Here is a 17,842-nt window from a genome sequence, read left to right as displayed (position 1 = left end):
CTGTCCTAGTATGTTGGGGTGACACGAAGTGCCTGCTGTTGAGCTTTCAGACACAGCTCTGCGGCTTTGAAGGCGTGCTCCTGGGTCATGGCATTTTCTGTGCGGTTCAGGCAATCCAGAATCAGCTCGCCAAAGAACGGATAGCCGACTTGCCCGCGGACGGCAAAATGCTGCTCCCCGTCCTGATTCACCAGGTAGACATGGTCGCCTTCCGCATCCCGGGCCAGGTCGACGTATTTGCGCAGCTCGATATATCCTTCGGTGCCCAAGATGAACGTCCGCCCGTCTCCCCAGGTGCTGAGGCCGTCCGGGGTAAACCAGTCCACGCGAAAATATTGCGTCGCCCCGTTATCCCCAACCAATGTCGCGTCGCCGAAATCCTCCAGCTCGGGGTATTCGGGATGGTGGTAGTTGGCTACCTTGCTGTGTAACACTTGGGCATCCTTGCACCCGGTGTAGAACAGAAACTGCTCGATTTGATGGCTGCCGATGTCGCAAAGGATTCCTCCGTATTTTTCCTTCTGAAAAAACCACTCCGGCCGCGAGCCCGCATTCAGCCGGTGCGGACCAAACCCGGTTACCTGCAGTACGCGCCCAATTGCTCCTTGCTGTACGAGCTGACCGGCATACACGGCGGATTCCACGTGGAGGCGTTCGCTGTAATAGACCATATATTTGCGTCCGGTTTCGCGTACCTTCTGACGCGCCGCTTCCAGCTGGTCCAGGCGGATGAACGGGGTCTTATCGGTAAAATAATCCTTCCCGGCGTCCATCACCCTGAGCCCGAGCGGACCACGTTCCGACGGCACCGCTGCTGCAGCGACGAGCCGCACTTCGGGGTCGGAGAGGATCTGCTCTAGACTGTCTGCCCGGGCAGCTTGCGGGTACTGCTCCACGAACGCTTGGACTTTGGCCGGGTCGGGATCGTACACCCACTTTAAGGTCGCACCGGCTTCGATCAAGCCGCCGGTCATGCCGTAAATATGCCCGTGATCGAGGTGCACCGCAGCAAAGATGAATTCACCGGGTTTCACGACGGCATTGGGACGTCCCTTTGGCGCATAGTTCATTCCGTCTTTCGCTTGAAAAGAAGGTGTCTGCTGTCGTGCATTCATCGTTAGCCTTACATCCTTTCGTGGATAAACTCGGCAAACTGGCGGAGCATTTCCTTCGACTCGTAGTGACCGCTGAAATCCTCGATTCCGAGGTAGCCGTCGTAGCCAACGGATTTCAGGTCTTGGAGCAGACGGCGGTAATCGACCACGCCGCCCGCCAGAGGTGACCACTCGCAGCGCCATGCTGCAGTGCCGTCTTCGCGTTTGCCGGTCTGTGACCAGGCGGCGTTCTTGACGTGAACATGGGCGAGATAGGGGCCTAGCAGCTCCAGTCCCATTTTGAATTGCTCATACCCTTCGTGCACCATGTTGCCTGGATCATACAGGACGCCGATCTGATCAGGATGGCAGTGGCTGACCAGACGATAGGCCAGACTGGCGCTCGGTGCGATCGTCAGATGATGCGTTTCCACAACCCCTTTGACACCGTATTGCTTAGCTAGGCGCTCGGCTTCCTTCAGGTAGCGCACGGTCTTCTCGTATAACTCGGGATAGGGGGTGGTGCCGTCATATCCGGCCGCGCCGACGCGGATCATTTTGGCGCCGAGCAGACGGGCGACAGAGAACACCCGCTCCGTCTCCTCCAGATCCAGCGAGTTTAAATAAGGTGTGATGCTGGCGACCTCCAGTCCTTCAGCTTCGGTGATCCGTTTGAAACGGAGCAGCTGCTCTTCGGAGGAAGACGGGTCGATCGAGCACAGATTGTTGCGCCAGTACGAGGGTTTTTCGCCAGCGACTTCGGCGGGAACCTCCTTGAAACGCCACTCTACGCCGTGGAGCCCGGCTTCGCGCGCGGCCTGCACCAGCTCCTCCGGCGTCAAATCCGGGGTAGATACGGTAAAAACGGACAATTTCATGGGTATCGCTCCTCCTTGAAATTCCTGATTGCTTGTTCGCTCCAGCGCCAGATTACAGCGCCCCGATACGTCCCATGGCGCTGACATGCAGCCTCAGAGCGTTCCGGAAACGTGCCGATGTAACTCCGCACCGCCTTAGTGCGTGCCCGACACGTCCAGCACCTTGCCGCTGCCGCCTTCCTTGCGGAACGAGGAGGTGCGGATCTTCTCCTGGAGCTTGGCGTAGAACAGATCCTCGTCCAGCGGCAGCTCCACCCAGTCGTCCGTCCAGGCCGACAGGTGCATGGCGTTGGAGAGCGTCAGGCCGAGGATGCCTTCCTCACCAGGGGCAAGCAGCTTCTCACCGTGCAGCAACGCGTTCGTGAAGTTCTGCAAAATCCCCTTATGCTGCGGGCCATCGCCGCCGCTGACCGGGATTTCGCATTTCCAGCATTCCGGCTGTCCGAAACCGCCGGTATATTCCGCGTTAAACTTCGGCTCAGGCACGCGCAACCGCCAGAACGTGAGCTTGCCATCCTCCACGACGATTTTGCCGTTGTCGCCGGTCAACTCGAAGCGGTTCGTCCCTGGGGCTTCGCCGGTTGTGGTGACGAACAGGCCGGTGGCGCCGTTTTCATATTCCACATAGGCGGTCACATCGTCCTCGACTTCGATATTGCGGTATTTGCCGAAGTGGCAAAACGCACGTACCCGCTTCGGCATCATCCCGGTCGTCCACTGCCAAAGATCAAGCTGGTGCGGGTCCTGATTCAGCAGCACGCCGCCGCCTTCTCCAGCCCAAGTGGCGCGCCAACCGCCGGAGTCGTAATAGCTTTGCGAGCGGTACCAGTTCGTGATGATCCAGTTCGTGCGGCGGATCGTCCCCAGCTCCCCGGACAATACAAGGTCCCGCAGCTTTGCGTACAGCGGATTCGTACGCTGATTGTACATAATGCCGAACTGCTTCCCAGACTTCGCCGCCGCTTCATTCATCTCGCGAACCGCTCTGGTATACACGCCGGCGGGCTTCTCCACCAGCACATGGTAACCGCTCTCAAAAGCTTGCACCGCCAGTGTCGGATGATCATAATGCGGCGTAGCGATCAGCACGGTATCCATCGCGCCCGAAGCCAACAGCGCTTCCGGGGTATCGAAGGGCTGTACCGTCTCCGGCAGATGCTCCTTCGCCCACTTCAAGCGGTCGGGGTTCGTGTCGCATACGGCGGTCAATTCCGCCCCCCGAATCTCGCCGCTGCTGAGGTTGAGTGCATGGGACGTTCCCATATTGCCGATGCCAATGATCGCGAAACGTACTTTGTCCATGTAATCCTCCCTTTTTACCTTCATTAAACTCCTGTTCTGTCAGCTTCTAGGTAGTCCTGTCGCTCTTAGCTTAGCTTGAATCGGAAGGGTTGAGAATGGCACGAATTAAGGCGGTTTTGCACAAAATTAAGGTGTATTCGATAAATAACGCTGATACAATAGGATAAGAATCTTTCGAATTGAAAAGGCTTACAGTGAGACGGAGGGGAGGAGGAAGAAGGCGATGAATGAAATAGACCAGTTGGCCGGGCGTTTGCCCGAGAGCTTAACCGTCACCGTGACGCATGCGCAGCTGAGAAGCGGCTTTCCTGGTTGGAACCGGACGGAGCTGGCCCCCAGCTTTAATCGGCTGTATTTTATCGCCGAGGGGGAAGGGTCAGTCATCATCAACGGGGAGACGTATTATCCCCGGTCAGGGCAGCTGATGATCATGCCGGCGGGAAGCAGTCAAACGACGTTTACGAACCCGGAAAATCCTTATACCCGATATTTCTGTCACTTCGATGCTCAGGTGGGGGAATGGCCGCTGTTTCATGCCAGCAGCAAGTTGTATATCAGCGATGCCGGCAATCCCGAGGAGGTCCAAGCGACCTTCGAGGAGCTCATTCACCAGTTTCAGTCCGGAGGGCCCTTTGCCGGGTTGCGGATGCAAGCTTGTCTGCTGAATCTGCTGGCATGCTGCCTGGAGGAAGGCGGTTATCATGATTATTTGAAGGACTATATGCAGTTTACAGAACGAAACAAGCTGAACGACGTGTTGAGATATATCCAGGAGCATCTGCACGAGCCGATCGAAATTGAGACTTTGGCTGACCTGGTGCATTTGCATCCGAACTATTTTATTCCTTATTTCAAAAAAATCATGGGAGTCACCCCGATGCACTATGTGCAGCGCAAACGGATGGAGGAAGCCAAACGGCTGTTGACCTATACGGATGACAGCATCGCCGACATCGCTGACCGGCTGGGCATGCAGCTGGCGCATTTTTCCCGCCAGTTTAAGAGTCATGCCGGGATATCACCCACGGCTTATCGGGCTTGCACGCGGTAATTTGCTCCATTGAACGGCTTCGACAACCAGATCCCCTGCAAAGTTGGTGCACGGAAAGTCGGAAGGGGCCAGAGAACTCATAGTATGATGGGAACCAGAGGAGGTGCAAACGATGGATACGCTTAAAAACATGAACGATGCGCTAGGCTACATCGAGCGGAATTTAACGGAGGAGATCGATTATGGAGAGGTTGCCCGAATCGCGGTTTGTTCGGAGTACCATTTTAAACGGATGTTCTCGTTCCTGGCCGGGATTCCGTTGACGGAATATATCCGCCGCCGTCGATTAACGCTGGCTGCTTTCGAGCTGCAGCAAGGGCCGGTGCGGGTCATCGACCTCGCGGTGAAGTATGGCTACGGTTCCGCGGATGCTTTTACCCGAGCGTTTCAAGCCATGCATGGCATCACGCCGTCGGAGGCCAGAGATCCGGGAGCGCCGCTAAAAGCTTATCCTCGGATGTCCTTCCAACTCACCATACAAGGAGGAAACGAAATGAATTATCGGATCGTAGATAAGGATGCGTTTCGGATCGTTGGTCTGCATAAGCGGGTGCCGATCCAATTTCACGGGGTGAACCCGCATATCGCAGAAATGGCACAGCAGTTAACCCCGGAGAAAATCGCTGAGTTGAAAGGGTTGTCCAATATCGAACCAACCGGGATCGTCAACGCATCGATCAATTTCTCGGATGGACGCATGGAGGAGCAAGGGGAACTGGATCATTACTTGGGTGTGGCGACAACGCAGCCTGGCCCGGACGGCTATGCTTCGCTGGAGGTGGCTGCTTCGACGTGGGCGGTATTCACTGCCGTCGGCCCGTTCCCGGAGACGCTGCAGAACGTTTGGGGACAGATTTATTCCGAGTGGTTCCCGTCTGCTCATTACGAGTTGGCCGAAGGACCGGAGCTTCTATGGAACGAGAGCCCGGACACGTCGCTGTCCAATTACCGAAGCGAAATCTGGATTCCCGTGGTACGCAAAGGCTGAAGCTTCGACCGGGCTGCGGTTGTCCTTCGGCTTAACCTATAGTACTATCTGCTAAGAGAGTGTTGAACAGATAGGCTATACAGGAAGGAAGAAGGAGAACCATGGATAACGAGAAAAGCAAAGTGGGAGTGTTGTTTGTATGCCTGGGGAACATTTGCCGTTCGCCCATGGCGGAAGCCGTCTTTCGGCATCTGGTGAACGAAGCCGGATACGGCGAACGATTTGTGATCGATTCGGCGGGAACCGGTAACTGGCATACAGGCAATCCTCCGCATCACGGCACGCGCCGCATTTTGGATCAGTACGGCATTTCCTATGAAGGGCTGAAAGCGCGGCAGGTGGCGCAGGACGATTTTGCCAAATTCGACTATATCATTGCGATGGATAACCAGAATGAACGCGATTTGAAGGCGCTGGCCCGTGAGGCCGATGCCCGGATCGTGAAGCTCTTGGATCTGGTGCCGGACTCGCAGTTGAAGGAGGTTCCCGATCCGTATTACACCGGGAACTTTGAGGAGGTTTATGGCCTAGTGCAGAAGGGCTGCCGTGCTTTGCTGGACTTGATTCGGCAGGAGCACGTGCTAGGCTAAGCCCAGATAGGCCTAGGCCTAGAACAGCATAAGCTTCAGAGCCGATCCTATAACACAATAACCCGTCCGGCAAAACGCCGCGACGGGTTTCTTCATTAAATATAGTTAGCTTTTGATCGCGCCCATCATAATCCCTTTGACGAAATATTTTTGCACGAACGGGTACACCATGATGATCGGCAGCGTCGCTACCATCGTAACCGCCATCCGGATGCTTTCACTGGAGACCGGGATGCGTTTGGCGTTTTGCGCCAGTTGCTGGGCATCGGTCATCATCGCGCCGGTCTGGAACTGGTTCAGGATCTTGACCAGAACGGCCTGCAGCGTCTTGAGCTCCGGTTTATACGTATAGATGTAGGAATCGTACCAAGCGTTCCAGTGGCCGATAGCCAGGAACAAGCCGATGGTCGCCAGTACCGGGACGCACAGCGGGAGCACGATGCGAACGAACACCTGCAAATCGTTGGCGCCGTCGATTTTGGCGGATTCCTCGATTTCACCGGGCAGCTGCTCGATGAAGGTGCGTACGAGGATCATCAGGAACACCCCGATCAGCCCCGGGAAAATAAACACCCAAAACGAATCAATTAACCCCAACGCCTTGATCACCATATACGTTGGAATCAAGCCGCCCCCAAAGTACATCGTAAACACAAAGAAGAACGAAAAATACTTCCAGCCAAGCAAATACCGTTTACTTAAAGAGTAAGCCAGCATGGAGATGCAAATGATCGACATCGCGGTCCCGATCACCGTTCGCAGCGCCGTCACCTGCAGCGCACTCCAGATTTCAGGGTTGCGGAAGATCGTAATATAGCTGGCGGTCGTAAACTCCCGCGGCCAGAAATACAGGTTGCCGCGCAGCGAGTCCGTTGCGTCATTCAACGAGATGATGAGAATGTTCCAGAACGGATAGAACGTGACGAGAAAAATGCACGTCAGGAACAGGTACAAGGCCGCGTCAAACAGATGCTCGGTCAGCGTTTTTTGGTTTTTCATGCAGTTCCCTCCATGCCAGGTTCAGAATAAGGACTGGCCGTTGATTTTTTTCGCGATTTGGTTGACGATCACCACGATAATAAAAGCGACCACCGAGCTGAACATGCCGACAGCGGAAGCGTAAGAGAACATCCCGTTCTGGATCCCATAGCGGAATGAGTAGGTGGAGAGCACGTCAGAGTAATCCTTCGTCAGATCGTTCCCGAGCAGGAAGTGCTGGTCGAACCCTGCGTTCAGAATGCCGCCCATAGCCAGAATCAGCAGGATGACAATCGTCGGCTTCAGATGCGGGAACGTGATATAGCGGATTTGCTTAAACCGGTTGGCCCCATCCACCTTGGCCGCTTCGTACAATTCCGGGTTGATCGAAGAGATCGCTGCCAAATACATGATCGAGCTGTAGCCCATATCCTTCCACGTATTGCCCAAGGCTACAATCCACCAGAAATACTTCCCGTTCTGCAGGAACAGGATGCTCTCATTGGTGAGATGGAAGAACTTCAGCAATGCGTTCACGGCACCATCCGAAGACAGCAGCGTTACGATAATGTTGGCCGCGATAACCCAGGAGATGAAATACGGCAAATAGGATGACGTTTGCACGATTTTTTTGAATTGGACGTTCTTGATTTCGTTAATCGCCAGCGCGATCAGGATTGGCATCGGGAATGAGAACAGGAGTGTGATTAACGTCGAAGCCAAGGTGTTGCGCATGATGATCAGGAAATCGCCATTATTGAAAAAATAACGAAACCACTGCAGGCCTACGAATTCACTGTGGAACAGACTGTACCAGAAACGGCCGAGCGTGGGCTGGTAGTTCACGAACGACATATACAACCCGGCCATTGGCGCATAAGCGAACAGGATCGCCCAGATCAGCGCCGGCAGCATGAGGAGAAACAGGTATTTTTGTTGTTTGAAGACGGGCCAAACTTTCCGGCGCGGGAGGTTTAGGTCCGTGCCTTCACGAAGCTTCAAGTCGGTTTGCATAGCGGCACCTCGCATTGGTTTTCTAGTTCAAGTTCAAGTCAGGACGTCCAGCCTATGGCTTAAAAAAATTATAAGACTCCCGAAAAATCCATGTCGATAAAGCAAAACATCGAATCATGCTTGAAAATAACTTTCATGCGTAAGGAGGATTCAGCTCCCGGAGATGTAAGCGCTATAATTGAAGTGGACGCACGAAGTTATAAGTTGAAAGAACCGTCCTCCCAGGACGGTTATCAGGCATAGAAAGACAAACGAAGGGGGCTTGCGGACATGTACAGCATTTTTCTGGTGGACGACGAGGAATTGGAATTGGAAATGATGCGGGACATCATCCGTTGGGAAGAGATGGGGATTTACGTCGCTGGCGTCGGCATCAATGGGAAGGACGCTCAGGAGAAAATCCAAGCCATTCAACCCGACATCGTGCTGACAGACGTTCAGATGCCCTTCATGGACGGCCTGGAGTTGGCCAAGTGGGTCAGGGAGCAGTATGACTGGATGCAGATCGTGTTTCTGACCGGTCATGACGAGTTTAGTTACGTGAAATCAGCCTTGCACGTCGGAGCAGTAGGTTATTTGCTGAAGCCGCTGGATCTGGAGGAAATTTCCGGTGTGATTGCGCAGGTGAAGCAAAAGTGCGAAGAGGTGCGTTTAAAATATAAATCGGTCCAGATGACCAAAGCCAAGTTGTTGAAGGAGCTGCTTCACGAAAAATCTCTAGTTCGGCAAGAGCAACTCACCGTCGAGCTAGGAAAGTGTGAACGGGGGAGGGGAGCATCCGCTCCTTCCTACACATTGGCGCTCTGCAGTGTGGACCGCTGCGCAAGCGGAAGTATCAACCGCGGGGAGACCGACGTCAGAGGGGAGGCGGGTTCGTTGGAAACGGCGATCTCCCGTCTGCCGGAAGTGTTGGAGGATTATTTTCACGCGATTCGTAAAGACGCGATGGTGGCTACGCTGCAGGAAGGGGAGCTGGCGATCTTTATCGCGGCTGAACCTGAGAGAGGAAGCCAACCCGCTATGACACGAGAGCAGTGGGGGACACTGCAACAGACGGTCCGAGGATTGCTGGGGCTGTCAGTCACGCTCGCCATCAGCAACGAAGCAGCCGAACTTGCCGGTATCGCTCAGCTGTATGAACGGGTGTGCAGCTTAAGGGACGAACGCTTCTTCCTTGGGCCGGGGCAGATTTTATTTGTCGGTGACGTCAAACCGGGGTACCGCTATGGAGAGCTGCCGCCCTTCTCAGAGCAGGCGTGGATGGAGGTGCTGCAGCAACAGCGCAGTGAAGAGGCAGAAGCGATCTTGCGTGATTATCTCATGAACGTTCGCCAGCTGCGGATCGATAAATCGCTTGTGTACGAGTGGGCGATCGATTTGTTGGACCGCTTGGAGGAACAGATTCACACTCCGAGCCTAAATTGCCAAGCCGAGCCGGTCAAACGTGCCGCCTTGTACCAATCGGTGTACGACTGCCAGACGTTGCAGGAGATTGAAGCGGCGATTTGGCGGGCGGCAGCCCATTACTTGGAGTTGCTGATGGAGCGGTCCACGGACAAGAACGCCAAGCTGGTACATCAGGTCTGCCAGATCATCGACAATACGTATCATGAGCCGATCACAATTCAAAGCTTGTCCAGCCAAGTGTATTTGTCACCAAACTATCTGCGCTCGATCTTCCGGGACAAAACCGGGATGACGATTCATGACTATCTGACTCGCATCCGCCTGGAGAAAGCCAAGGAGATGCTGGCAGATCCATCGCTGAAGGTACAGGATATCGCCCAGAAAATCGGTTACGAGAGCACGTCCTATTTCATTTCCTTATTCGTGAAAAACCAAGGAGTCACGCCAAATGAATATCGAAAAAATCTCTAAAAGGACGAAAGGCATGAACCCGATCACTCGGCGATTGTTCCTGTTCAGGCCCCATTGGTTCGCCAACCTTCGGCTGCGCAATAAGCTGTTTATTATTTTTCTTCTCGTGTCCTTTATCCCGTGCTCCGTGCTGATTTATTATTCCTACACTTCTACGCGGGACACGATTACGGAGCAGACATATGCTTCGTTAAGCGGGACGTTAAATCAGATCAATACGAACTTGGAAAACCGGCTGGGGTATTACGAGCAGTTGACCAATATTTTGTATATGGATGCGCAGCTGCGGAATTACCTGTCCAATGATTATGAGCAGGCCTTTTATTATATTGATGCCTTCCGCTATATCAATCGGACGATGTCCTCCATGATGATTTCCAATTCTAATCTTCAGGGCATCACCATTTACATCGATAACAAGACGCTCTATTCCGATAAGCAGTACATCCGCTACACCGAGGAGCTCCCGGAAAGGGTGAAGCAACAGGCGCTGGACGCGGCCGGAAGTCCGGTCTACACCCATATCGAAGATCCGCAGACCGGGTCGTCCTATGTCACACTGGCCCGTTCGCTGAGCTACTTCAGCTTATCGCAACCGTATGGCATTCTAACGATCAATATCGACGACAAGGAAATCTACTCCCTGATCGAAAAAGAGAACGTCAACAAGAGCGTCTACATCATCGACGAAAACGGCCGCGTGATCAGTTCCGGTGATGCGGCGATGAAGGGCAATCAGCTGTTCGACCTCTATCCGATTCAAGGGGATATAACGTTGTCCAGCGGGAAGTTCGATAAGCGGATTGACGGACAGGAGTTGTTTTTTACCTACAAAAAGTTACGTAACGGATGGACGACGGTCATCACCGTTCCCTATGACGAGCTGCTCGCCAATACGAATAAGGCGACCAAACGAATTGTCTGGGTATCGGTCACTGTGATTGCGGTTGCCGCCCTGCTTATTTTTGTGACAGCCAAGGTGATTACGAAACGGATCGAGGGGCTGCTGCAGCAAATCCGCAAGGTAGAGCGGGGGAACTTTCAGGTGCAACGCATGCCGATGGGCAACGATGAAATCGGGCAGCTGTCGTACGCGTTCCAGAAGATGGCGGCGCGTATTCAGGAACTGATTAATGAGGTATACGTGAAGGAAATCGCCGTCAAAGATTCGGAGCTAACGACGCTGCAGGCGCAGATTAATCCGCATTTTTTATACAATACGTTGTCCTCGATCTCTTCGCTGGCATTGAAGGAAGGCAGCATGCAGGTGTACCAGATGGTTAACCATTTATCGAAATATTATCGAATCTCGTTGAATAAGGGCAAACGGGTGGTGTTGCTGGAACAAGAAATCCAGTTGGTCAAAAACTACGTTTCCATCCAGGCGATTCGGTTCCGCGGGATGCTGCATATGCACTACGATTTGGACGAGTCGTTGTTTAACCGCACGGTGATCAAGTTGATTTTGCAGCCATTTATCGAGAACTGCATCAATCACGCGATTTGGAGTGAGTCCGGCATCAACATTATCGTCAAGCTCAAGGCGGAAGGAGAAGATCTTCTGCTGCAGGTCATCGACGACGGACAAGGCATGACCCGCCAGCGGCTGGAGGAGGCGTTTAACAAAGCGAGCAATCAATCCGGCTATGGGATCAAAAATGTAGATGACCGGATCAAACTGGCTTATGGGGAGCGATACGGGGTGGAAATTTTCAGCCGGCTTGGCATCGGGACGAATGTGACGATTCGCCTGCCGTTAAATCCGAATGCGTCCGAGCTGGAAACGCGGCTGAATATAGGCTGATATAGGGGTTCTAACGGAGGGAAGTCGATGAAAGTCGTTTTCCATTATGAATAGTAACTTTACGTTATAGATATCCCGGGGGGCGCTTTTTACAATTGAGGTGAGCTTGAGGTCCAAGCGCAAAAGTTCAAGAGAGGGGTTTACGCGAATGAAGAAAAAGCTGCTATTCATGGTATCCTCTATGTTGGTCCTGGCCTTGCTCGCAGGCTGCGGGTCCGGGAACACCCCGTCGGCGGGAGGCAATTCTCCTGCGGCGAGCGGAACAACCGGAGAGGCACCGGCGGATGACAAGTCGCCGATCACGCTGACGTTGTTTGACCAGAACACCGGGGATCCATTTACAAACCCTGTAGCGAAAGCGATTACAGAAAAAACGGGCGTGACGGTAGAAATCCAGCAGCCCACCGGGAATCCAGCGGAGAAGCTGAACCTGATGCTGGCAAGTAACGATTTGCCGGACATCGTGCTGATGAGCCGCGGAAGCGACATCATGAACAAGTATATCTCCTCGGGAGCCGTGATCCCGCTGGACGATCTGATCGAGCAATACGGCCCGAACATCAAGAAGATGTATGGGGATACGCTGAAGAAGACGCGCAGTGCGGACGGGAAGAACTACTATCTGGCTAACTGGTACGGTCTGGAGCAGTATCCGGTATTCGGCTTCCTGATGCGGATGGATTTGATGAAGGAGCTGGGTGTTGGGGATAAGGTGAACAACGGCGAGCCGTTTACCGCCGAAGAGTTCGAGAACCTGCTAAAGGCGTTTAAGGAGAAGTACCCAACAATCGATGGCAAGGAAACCATTCCGATGACGTTAAATGGCGACAACATGAGCGGGGTCACCGGTACGTTTAAAGGAATGTATGGCATTATGCCGTATTACGAGAAAGACGGCAAGCTGCTGAAGGATATCCGCGATCCGCGGTATTTGGAAATGATGAAATATATGAACTCATTGTATCGCCAAGGTCTGCTCGACAAAGAGTGGGTAACGATGAAGACGAAGCAGTATGAACAGAAGCTGGCAGCTGGGAACGTTTTTGCTACCGCGGATGCAGGTTGGAACGTAGGCGGAGCCAACGGTCTGTTGAAGGCAGATGCTCCGGACCCCGCGAAGGCGGAGGAAAGACAGTTCTATCAATATAAAGTGCTGGCACCGGGCATCGGACCAGACCAAACGACGTACGGGCCAAAGAGCTCGCTTGGTTGGGACGGCATCTCCATCACCAAGACGAACAAGGACCCGGTTCGCACGATCAAGTTCCTGGATTTCCTCGCCAGCGAGGAAGGGCAGTATTTGATGATGTGGGGCGTGGAAGGCGAGCATTGGGATATGAAGGATGGCAAGCACGTGCCGCGTCAAGAAGTACTGGACGCCTTCAAGAAGGATTGGGCAGAAGCCTCCCGCACGACCGGGATCCGCAAATGGACTTGGACGATCAAGAACGGACCGGGCTCTGACGGCACGCCATATGACTTGATTGGCCGTGGGATGAGCGATCCGACGACGGATCTGGCGATCAAGAACTTGGCGGATACGTCGTTTGATACGGCGCCTTACGATAGCCTTGGCCCGGACGGTGGCACACCGGAAGCCATTATGGAGACGAAGGTGAACGAGACGATTAACGAGTACTTCCTGAAGATGGCCTTGGCTCCTAGCGAGCAAGATGTGGTGACGTTGTACGACACCATGATGAAGCAAGTGGAGGCTGCTGGCCTATCGAAACTGGAAGATGTGTATAACAAGAAGTATCAAGAACGTATGGAACTGTGGAAATAAGACGATGTGACTGAAGCGGCGGGGGAATGGGTTCCTCCGCTGCTTTGTTTTTGAACGAAGCTGCTAATCAAAAAAGGCATATCCCGCTATCAATCGGAACATCGTTGCATGGAACCTCATAAGGTTCGACCTTATAATGGGGGCGAATAAGCGGAGAAAGGGTGGGGTTGAATGACGATTAACGGAACGATCACGGAAAAAGTCCGCTTCTGGGTGGAATCAGATACGCTTAAATTTTTGGATAACGGGCTTGGTCGCTTAAGCTTTGATTTGGCTGGCGGCACCTTTGCCTGGACCTGCCGCGAAGCGCTGGTGTGGCACGAGATTCGCAGCGCGTTTCGGTGGCAGGGGAGGGAATACCATACCGGCCTGTATGAGCGCCATGAAGTGATCGGGGAGCCGAAGGAGCTTAGCGATGCGTTTGGATGCGGCCTGCAGGTGGGGATTCGTCACGAAAAACCGGGGTTGCCGATCGTGGAGCAGTATTTTTCCCTTTATGAGCAGCAACCTTTCTTCTTGATCCGGGTTGTTGTGGCAGCTGAAGGCGGACTAAAGTTAAACCGGATTGTGGTGCTGCAGTCCGCCAAGCTGAGTATCGAAAACGCTCCCTCCCGTCACGAGGCGTCTGGGGAGGATCAACTGCATGCTCTTCGCATCCCTTACGACAACGATAAATGGGTGCGTTACATTGCACAGCCGTTGCCTTGGGAGACGGAAAGCTATGAAGCGGCCGCGTTGTTTTATCCGGGCAGCCGGCGGGGCTTTGTGACGGGCTCGGTGTCCCACGACGTTTGGAAGACGGGCATCCGCATCCGAAGTGAACGAGCTGGCAGGCTGGATGAGTTCGAGCTGTATGCCGGGGCAGCCGGCGTGATGACACGGGATACGCAGCCGCACGGGTATGTGCACAGGCCGCGGGTCGAATCCCCGCTGGTGTTCGCGGGATATTATGACGATTACCGCGAGGGGCTGGAGGCATATGGCCAAGCCAACGCGGCGGTTGAGCCACCGCTGAAGTGGGAAGGCGGCGTGCCGTTTGGCTGGAACAGCTGGTCGGCGGCAATGAGCACGTTGGATTACGAGCTGTATACGTCAACCAGTGATTTTCTGAGAGGTGAAGTGCAGCCGCTGGGATTTGAGAGCGGAGAGACACTCTACATCAACTTCGATGCCTTCTGGGATCGGCTGACGGCAGAAGAGATGGCGGATGCACTGCGCCGGGTGCGGGAGAATGGACATAAGCCGGGAACGTATTGGACGCCGTTTGCCTTCTGGGGCAGTCCTGAGCAATTCAGCCGGGAAGTGGAGGGCACGGGCGGCAAGTATACGTACGGTGAGATCTTGCTTCGCGATGCGGAAGGGGAAATCGTGGCCGATATCGCCGGCGGTCTGGCGATTGATCCCACACATCCGGGGGCGTTGCAGCGGATCGATTGGTTTACGGAGAAGATCATTCGCGAAGGCTTCGAATACGTGAAGCTCGACTTCATGGCGCACGGGGCGCTGGAAGGGAAGCATTATGACCCTGCGATCACGACCGGCATCGCGGCTTACCGCCACGGCTTATCCTATTTGGCAACAAAGCTGTCGCCGGAGGCGGTTGGACGGCCATTTTTTATCAATCTGTCGATTGCGCCGCTGTTTCCGTACGCTTTTGCCCATAGCCGCCGCATTTCCTGCGATGTGTTTGGACAGATCGGAGATACGGAATATTTGCTCAACTCGTTGACTTACGGCTGGTGGATGAATGGCTGCTTGTACCGATTTAACGATCCAGACCACACGGTACTCTACAAAAGCTTCAATCAGGACGAGACTGGATGGCATGAAGGGCGGAGCCGCCTGACGGCATCGGTCATTGCCGGAACACTGCTATTGCTTGGCGATGACTTCCGCAAGGAAGGCGCCGCAGAACGTGCCAAGGCTTGGCTGGGCAATCGCGCGGTGATGGACATCGCCCGATTGGGGCAAACTTTCCGGCCGTTGGAAGGGGGCTTTGGTGATCGGGCAGCTGATGTGTTTGTGTTGGAGGTTCCTGCTTCAAATCCTGAGGGCGGAGATGCGTGGTATATGGCCGTGTTTAACTTTGATGGGACGAAGGGGGCTCGGAAGACGGTATCTCTATCGCGTGCGGGTCTGAATCCGAAGGTGCTGTACCGGGTTGATGATTTGTGGGAAGGTACGGAACAGGAAACTGCGGGCGAGCTGGTTGTCGACCTGAAGCCGGCGGAAGCCAAACTATTTAAACTCACTCAGCGGACGGTGATCTGAACATGGCAATTTGGGTGGATGAACAACATCAGATTTTTGCATTGCAAACGAACGGCAGCTCTTATGTATTTGGCTTGAATGAGAAAGGCAGACTGCAGCATCTATATTGGGGAGCGCCGATCGATCCGATCGAGGCGTTGCCGCTGTTGAGAACGCGGGGGCATAGCTCCTTCGACGCGGAGATTGAACGGGAAACGGAGGAGTATAGCTTCTGGGGCGGTGTAGGATATGTTGAACCGTCGCTAAAAGTGACTTGGCCGGATGGGGTGCGGGATTTTTGCCCGAAGTATGCGGGGTACCGGGTCGATCAGCCAAACGGGAAAGATACACTGACGCTTACCTTTCAAGATGAGGTGTATCCGTTTGAGGTTCGCTTGAGCTATGTGGTGATTCCTGAACATGATGTGCTGGAGCGGTCCGCCAGCTTTGTGAATTTGGGCGGTGAACCGGTGCTGTTGGAGACGATGCAATCGGCTGCTTGGACGATGCCGGTGTTGCGGGACTATCGGTTGACGCATGTCACAGGGAAGTGGGTGGGCGAGTTCCAACTGCGACGTACCTTCTTATCCGAAGGCAAAAAAGTCCTGGAATCGCGCCGCGGCTTCACCGACGGCCATGCGAATCCGTGGTTTGCCGTTGATGACGGGACGGCGGCGGAGGATCGCGGCGATGTATGGTTCGGGGCGCTGGCATGGAGCGGCAACTGGAAAATCGTCGCCGAACAAACTGCATTTCGTCACGTTCGTGTAATCGGAGGCATCCACGATTTCGACAGTACGTGGTTACTTGGCCCCGGCGAGACGTTTGCCGCACCGATGTTTGTCGGCGGTTATAGCGCCGCCGGGTTCGGCGAGATGAGCCGCAAGCTGCATCGCTATCAACACGATTACGTGCTGCCGAGCCGAGAGCCGCGCAAGGTGCTGTACAATTCGTGGGAAGCGACGTACTTCGATGTGAACGTGCAGGACCAAATGGCTTTAGCGGAGCGCGCGGCCAAGCTTGGTGTGGAACTGTTCATCGTTGACGACGGCTGGTTTGGGGCGCGCAACCATGATCGCGCTGGGCTGGGCGACTGGGTCATCAACCCTGAGAAGTTCCCGAACGGCCTGAGTGAGCTGATCGATCGGGTACATGAGCTGGGCATGGAGTTCGGGATCTGGGTGGAGCCGGAAGCGGTGAATCCGGACAGCGATCTGTACCGGAGTCATCCGGATTGGGTGTACCATTTTCCGACTCGGGGAAGGACGGAGCTGCGCAACCAGCTGCTCTTAAACATCTCCAAGCCGGAGGTCAAAAACTACATCCTGGAGTTCATGACTGATCTGCTTAGCCAACACCAAATCAAGTTCATTAAATGGGACATGAACCGGACGGTGACGGAGCCAGGGATGAAGGATCATCCGCTGAATCGCCAGAAGGAGATTTGGATTCGGCACGTGCAAAGCCTATATGAGATCTGGGCAAAGCTGCGCCGGCGGTTCCCGCACGTGGAGTTTGAGACTTGTGCGGGCGGGGGCTCGCGGATTGATCTTGGCATTTTTCAATATGCGGATCAGTCTTGGCCCAGCGATAATACGGATGCCTTCGATCGGCTGAATATCCAGGAGGGCTTCTCCTATGTGTATGCGCCGAAGATGATGACCTGCTGGGTGACGGAGTCTCCTACCGGGATGAACCGCCGCGTGCTGTCGCTGCCGTACCGGTTCCACAGCGCAATGATGGGGACGCTGGGTATCGGTGCGAACCTCAACCATTGGAGCGATGCGGAGCTGGAGGAGGCGGCCGGGTTCGTCGAGCAATACAAAGCGATCCGCCCGCTGGTGCAGTTCGGCGACCAGTACCGGCTGAATGCGCTGAGCCACCTGGGTGTGACGGCGGTTCAGTATGTGGACGCAGCTCGCGGGGATAGCGTGCTGCTGGCGTTCCTGCATTCGCAACGGCTGGGCGACTGCCTGCCTCGCTTGCGTCTGCAAGGCCTTGCGCCGGACAAAACCTACGCCATCGAAGGGGTGTCCGGCGCCTGGAGCGGCCGCAGCCTGATGCAAATCGGCATCGAGTTGCCCCTGCGCGGCGACTTCGACAGCGTGCTGTACCGGATTCGCGAAGCGTAACGTTGGCGTTCGCCCCCACAGTTTTTGTCTAACGGTAAAAAAGGCTGTCGATTCGGTTAGATATAAAAAAATCAGCCCCAAGCGGTTTTGTGCCGCT

General features: G+C 54.5%; 13 protein-coding genes. 8 read left to right on the top strand and 5 right to left on the bottom strand.

The annotated features are described in order from the left end of the window. Positions 1-5: 5 nt before the first annotated feature. The 3 genes from PBA01S_RS03815 to PBA01S_RS03805 all read right to left on the bottom strand — a co-directional run bounded on the left by PBA01S_RS03815 (position 6) and on the right by PBA01S_RS03805 (position 3,274). Positions 6-1,115 (bottom strand): Gfo/Idh/MocA family protein, encoded by a 1,110-nt coding sequence (locus PBA01S_RS03815; protein WP_127575380.1) that lies wholly within the window; start codon positions 1,113-1,115, stop codon positions 6-8. An 8-nt stretch (positions 1,116-1,123) separates the two neighbouring features. Then, positions 1,124-1,972, bottom strand: a complete 849-nt coding sequence (locus PBA01S_RS03810) for a sugar phosphate isomerase/epimerase family protein (protein ID WP_028539244.1) — start codon at positions 1,970-1,972, stop codon at positions 1,124-1,126. A gap of 135 nt (positions 1,973-2,107) precedes the next feature. Beyond that, positions 2,108-3,274 carry a Gfo/Idh/MocA family protein gene (locus PBA01S_RS03805; protein ID WP_127575379.1) on the bottom strand — a complete coding sequence of 389 codons (1,167 nt, stop codon included), beginning with the start codon at positions 3,272-3,274 and terminating at the stop codon, positions 2,108-2,110. 223 nt (positions 3,275-3,497) lie between these two features. Between PBA01S_RS03805 and PBA01S_RS03800 the strand changes: the two genes are divergently transcribed. From PBA01S_RS03800 to PBA01S_RS03790, 3 genes are all read left to right on the top strand, one after another. Beyond that, positions 3,498-4,325, top strand: a complete 828-nt coding sequence (locus PBA01S_RS03800; RefSeq protein ID WP_127575378.1) for an AraC family transcriptional regulator — start codon at positions 3,498-3,500, stop codon at positions 4,323-4,325. A 112-nt stretch (positions 4,326-4,437) separates the two neighbouring features. Continuing rightward, positions 4,438-5,313, top strand: coding sequence for an AraC family transcriptional regulator (locus PBA01S_RS03795; RefSeq protein WP_028539242.1), 876 nt, complete (start codon positions 4,438-4,440; stop codon positions 5,311-5,313). Between the two features lie 101 nt (positions 5,314-5,414). Next, positions 5,415-5,903: a low molecular weight protein-tyrosine-phosphatase gene (locus PBA01S_RS03790; RefSeq protein ID WP_028539241.1), complete on the top strand. Its 489-nt coding sequence runs from the start codon at positions 5,415-5,417 to the stop codon at positions 5,901-5,903. A gap of 105 nt (positions 5,904-6,008) precedes the next feature. Here PBA01S_RS03790 and PBA01S_RS03785 read toward each other — a convergent pair whose 3' ends face one another. Then, positions 6,009-6,902: a carbohydrate ABC transporter permease gene (locus tag PBA01S_RS03785; protein ID WP_085278458.1), complete on the bottom strand. Its 894-nt coding sequence runs from the start codon at positions 6,900-6,902 to the stop codon at positions 6,009-6,011. Positions 6,903-6,923: 21 nt separating this feature from the next. Next, on the bottom strand, positions 6,924-7,895 hold the full coding sequence (locus PBA01S_RS03780) for an ABC transporter permease (protein WP_085169308.1): 972 nt from the start codon (positions 7,893-7,895) through the stop codon (positions 6,924-6,926). Between the two features lie 270 nt (positions 7,896-8,165). Here PBA01S_RS03780 and PBA01S_RS03775 point away from each other — a divergent pair, with 270 nt between their 5' ends. The 5 genes from PBA01S_RS03775 to PBA01S_RS03755 all read left to right on the top strand — a co-directional run bounded on the left by PBA01S_RS03775 (position 8,166) and on the right by PBA01S_RS03755 (position 17,745). Further along, entirely contained in the window at positions 8,166-9,773 is a 1,608-nt protein-coding gene (locus PBA01S_RS03775; protein WP_127575377.1) for a response regulator transcription factor, read from the top strand. Continuing rightward, the gene (locus tag PBA01S_RS03770; RefSeq protein WP_028539237.1) at positions 9,751-11,577 is read left to right on the top strand and encodes a cache domain-containing sensor histidine kinase; all 1,827 of its coding nucleotides are present in this window, start codon (positions 9,751-9,753) and stop codon (positions 11,575-11,577) included. The genes PBA01S_RS03775 and PBA01S_RS03770 overlap by 23 nt, the downstream gene beginning before the upstream one ends. 148 nt (positions 11,578-11,725) lie before the next feature. Beyond that, the gene (locus tag PBA01S_RS03765; RefSeq protein ID WP_028539236.1) at positions 11,726-13,363 is read left to right on the top strand and encodes an ABC transporter substrate-binding protein; all 1,638 of its coding nucleotides are present in this window, start codon (positions 11,726-11,728) and stop codon (positions 13,361-13,363) included. 171 nt (positions 13,364-13,534) lie between these two features. Then, positions 13,535-15,634, top strand: coding sequence for an alpha-galactosidase (locus PBA01S_RS03760; protein WP_127575376.1), 2,100 nt, complete (start codon positions 13,535-13,537; stop codon positions 15,632-15,634). 2 nt (positions 15,635-15,636) lie between these two features. Beyond that, positions 15,637-17,745, top strand: coding sequence for an alpha-galactosidase (locus PBA01S_RS03755; RefSeq protein WP_127575375.1), 2,109 nt, complete (start codon positions 15,637-15,639; stop codon positions 17,743-17,745). Positions 17,746-17,842 lie beyond the last annotated feature (97 nt).

Source organism: Paenibacillus barengoltzii NBRC 101215, assembly GCF_004000745.1.
Taxonomy (GTDB): domain Bacteria; phylum Bacillota; class Bacilli; order Paenibacillales; family Paenibacillaceae; genus Fontibacillus; species Fontibacillus barengoltzii.
This window is presented reverse-complemented; position numbering and strand designations above follow the sequence as displayed.